This is a genomic window from Mesorhizobium sp. M4B.F.Ca.ET.089.01.1.1 (assembly GCF_004022605.1).
Classification (GTDB): domain Bacteria; phylum Pseudomonadota; class Alphaproteobacteria; order Rhizobiales; family Rhizobiaceae; genus Mesorhizobium; species Mesorhizobium abyssinicae.
The window spans coordinates 1-3,480 of sequence record NZ_RZOS01000530.1 but is presented as its reverse complement, the minus strand read 5'-3'; the positions used below and the strand labels follow the sequence as shown (position 1 = coordinate 3,480).

At 67.8% G+C, this 3,480-nt stretch carries 4 protein-coding genes; 1 reads left to right on the top strand and 3 read right to left on the bottom strand.

Annotated features, from left to right (window positions below):
* Window positions 1-904, bottom strand: a 904-nt coding sequence (locus EN780_RS30015) for a hydantoinase/carbamoylase family amidase (RefSeq protein WP_128276099.1), incomplete at its 3' end; no start/stop codon positions are given.
* On the bottom strand, window positions 901-2,103 hold the full coding sequence (locus EN780_RS30010) for a diaminopropionate ammonia-lyase (protein WP_128276098.1): 1,203 nt from the start codon (window positions 2,101-2,103) through the stop codon (window positions 901-903). The genes EN780_RS30015 and EN780_RS30010, both read right to left, overlap by 4 nt.
* 108 nt (window positions 2,104-2,211) lie before the next feature.
* On the opposite strand from EN780_RS30010, the gene EN780_RS30005 reads away from it, so the two are divergent.
* Window positions 2,212-2,685, top strand: a complete 474-nt coding sequence (locus EN780_RS30005) for an Lrp/AsnC family transcriptional regulator (protein ID WP_128276097.1) — start codon at window positions 2,212-2,214, stop codon at window positions 2,683-2,685.
* Between the two features lie 10 nt (window positions 2,686-2,695).
* On the opposite strand, the gene EN780_RS30000 is transcribed toward EN780_RS30005, so the two are convergent.
* On the bottom strand, window positions 2,696-3,400 hold the full coding sequence (locus tag EN780_RS30000; RefSeq protein ID WP_128276096.1) for an SDR family NAD(P)-dependent oxidoreductase: 705 nt from the start codon (window positions 3,398-3,400) through the stop codon (window positions 2,696-2,698).
* Window positions 3,401-3,480 lie beyond the last annotated feature (80 nt).

The following is a 3,480-nucleotide window of genomic DNA, read 5'->3' as shown; positions in this document are numbered from 1 at the left end:
CCGCCTCTTCCTCGCGAAGGTGCGTTTCGTCGGGATCGCGGAGATCGACGGTGAAGGTCGCCCGCGACGGAATGACGTTGATGGCGTTGGGCTCGAAGGCGATGGTGCCGACAGTGGCGACCGTCGGCGTCGGCGAGGCGCCGGCGCGGTCCGCCAGGAAGCCGATCACCCGCGCGGCGGCGACGCCGGCATCGCGGCGCATCGACATCGGCGTGGTGCCGGCGTGGTTGGCCTGGCCTTCGATCGTGATGCGCTGCCAGGAAATGCCCTGCAGGTTCTCGACCGCGCCGATGGCGATGCCTTCGCGCTCCAACACCGGCCCCTGCTCGACATGCAGCTCGACATAGGCCTGCGGCTTGAGGAATCCCGGCTGATGACGGCCGGCATAGCCGATGCGCTCCAGCTCCTTGCCCAGCACCGAGCCGTCGGTACCGACTGCCGCGAGCGCTTCGTCCACCCCGATGCCGCCGGCAAAGACCAGCGATCCCATCATGTCAGGCGAATAGCGCACGCCCTCCTCGTTGGTGAAGGCGGCGACGACGAGCGGGCGCGCCGGCGCGAAACCTGCCTCCTTCAGGCTCTCGATCGCCTCGAGCGCCGAGAGCACGCCATAGCAGCCGTCATAAATGCCGGCGTCGATCACCGTGTCGATGTGCGAGCCGAGCATGACCGGCAGCTGGCCGGCAGTTGCATCGTTCTGCCAGATGCCGAAAATGTTGCCGATGCGGTCGACGGCGACTTCGAGCCCTGCCTCCTGCAGCCAGCCGACGAGGCGGTCGCGGCCGAGCCTGTCCATATCGGAAGCGGCGACGCGGACGAGCCGGCCCTGCGCATCGCGGCCGATGCTGCCGAGTTCGTCGATACGGCGCAGAAGACGGTCGGCGTTTATCGTCAGATTGCTCATGCCGGCTGCCTCGCCCGGCCAACCTCCTCCGGCGCCATCCCGACCAGGTCGGCATAGCGGCCGGGATCGGTCGCGCCTTCGGAATTGACGATGAGCACGCGCGAATCGGCATCGAGCCCGAGGGCGGCCCGCAGCTTCTTATCGCCGGCAGCGCGGATCAGCCCGGCGAGCCCTGCCCCGCCGCTCTCGCCGGAGACGATCGCCGGATCATCGCCTGAAGGCCGCGCCAGGCGGTTCATCACCGAAACCGCGTCGGCCTCGTCCACGGTCATGAAAGCATCGCCGATCCGCGACAGCACCCGCCACGCGACGAGCGACGGCTCATAGCATTCGAGCATCGCCATTACCGTGGGCTTGCTGTGCGCTATCGCGATGGGATGTCCTGCCTTTGCGGTTTCATAGAGGCAGGCCGCCCGCGCGGGCTCGACCACGATTGCCCGCGGGCGATCCTCGCCAAGGACGATGGCGAAATGGCCGGCCACCGCCGCGGCGAAGCCGCCGACGCCGGCCTGCAGGAAGACGTGTGTGGGCGGCTGAGCCAAGCGCTTCAGCGCCTCGCGCACGATCACGGTATAGCCCTGCATCACCAGTCCCGGTATGCGCTCGTAGCCCGGCCAGGATGTGTCGGAGACGACCGTCCAATCGCGCTCGGCGGCGACGCGGGCGGCTTCCCTGACCGACTGGTCGTAGTCGCCGGCGATGCGCACGATCTCGGCGCCGAAGCGGGCAATGGCCGCCACGCGTTCGTTGCTGACACCAGAATGGACGAAGATGACCGAGCGCGCGCCGACCAGGCCGGCGCCCTGCGCCACCGAGCGTCCATGATTGCCGTCGGTCGCGCAGGCGAAGGTCATGCCGGCGGCAATCGCCTTGACGTCAGCGCTATGCAGCTCGGCGACATCGACGGTGCGACCAAGCCTCCTGCCAGCCTCCTCCAGCACCAGCTGCATCACGGCATAGGCGCCGCCCAGCGCCTTGAAGCTGCCGAGGCCGAGGCGTTGCCCCTCGTCCTTCACGTGCAGGGCGCCGATGCCCAGTTCGCCGGCGAGCGCCGGCAGGGCGTGCAGCGGCGTCTCGGCATGGTTGTCGCGCGCGGCGAGGAAGCGTTCCGCTTCGACGGCCCCGGCCGTGCCGAGCGTCGCGGCGTCTTGCTCGGTCAGCGGCTGGCGATGATCCGGGTGGCGGTTGAGCAGGAACATGGGCCGGTTTCCTCCGTCTTGATGGCGGAAATTTATTGCAAGGAAGGCGAGAAAGGCGCTCTGTTTTGCTGCCTGAAATGCAAGTTTGTTTCGTTTGGAACCCTCGCCATGTCCGCCTCACCCGATCTCGACGCTTTCGACCGCGCGATCCTCGCCATCCTGCAGAAGGACAACACGACGCCGCAGCGGGTGATCGGCGAGGCCGTCAACCTGTCGGCGCCGGCGGTGCAGCGGCGCATAAAGCGCCTGGAAGAAACCGGCGTCATCCGCGCCAATGTCGCGCTGGTCGATCCGGCCAAGGTCGGCCATCCGATCACGATCTTCGTCGAGGTCGAGGTGGAGAGCGAGCGCGCCGAACTGATCGACGCGGCCAAGCGCGGCTTCGCCGAAGTGCCCGAGGTGCAGCAGTGCTACTACGTGACCGGCGAGGCCGACTTCATTCTCGTCGTCACCGTGGCGACCATGGCCGACTACGAGGCGCTGACAAGGCGGCTGTTCTTCGCAAACAACAACGTGAAGCGGTTTCGCACGTTTGTGGCGATGGACCGGGTGAAGGTCGGGCTCGAGGTGCCGGTGGGGTGAGCATATCCGCTCACCACGGCAGCCTTTTGCCGTCGCGGAACAGGCCGCCGGTCGGGCCATCATCCGGCAATGTCGCGGCCCAGACGATGCCGGCAGCCCCTGGCGCGAGCGGGCGGCCGTCGGGCTTGCTCTTGTCGGCCACCCAGTCAGAGCTGATCGCGTTAACCAGGACGCCGGCGCCGCGCAGTTCGTCCGCCAGGATCCGGGTGAGCGCATTGAGCGTCGCCCTGCCGGTCGAATAGGCCGGCGCGCCGACGTCCGTCGAGGCCGAGGAACCGGCCTCGGGAGAGACGATGACCAGCCGGCCATGACCGGAGGCGCTGAGCAGCGGCCCGAACGCGAACGCCACCCGCCAGGCGCCGACGACATAGGTCTCGAAGGCCTTGCGGCCCAACGTCCGGTGGGGCAGCAAGGCCCGAGCGGACAGGTCGTAGCGGATGGCACCGTTGTTGACGAGCACGTCGAGCCGACCGAAACGGCGCTCCACTTCGGCCGCGGCAAGGGCCGGTCCATCAAGCGCGGCAAGGTCCAGCGCGATCGCCTCGACATTGCCCGCGAGCTTCTTCGCCACCGCCCCGCTCTTGGCGAGGTCGCGCACGCCGACGAGCACAGTGAAGCCGAGCGCCGCGAGCCGGCGGCCGGTTTCCAACGCGATATGGCGATTGCCGCCGGTGACGAGGGCGACCTTGCCGGAGTGTGCTGTCGTGCCGGTCATGTTGTTCCCTCAACGTCCTCACAACCAGAATGCGACATTCCAACTGCCGCGCCCAGTTGATTAGAGAAAAGATTTCGTCC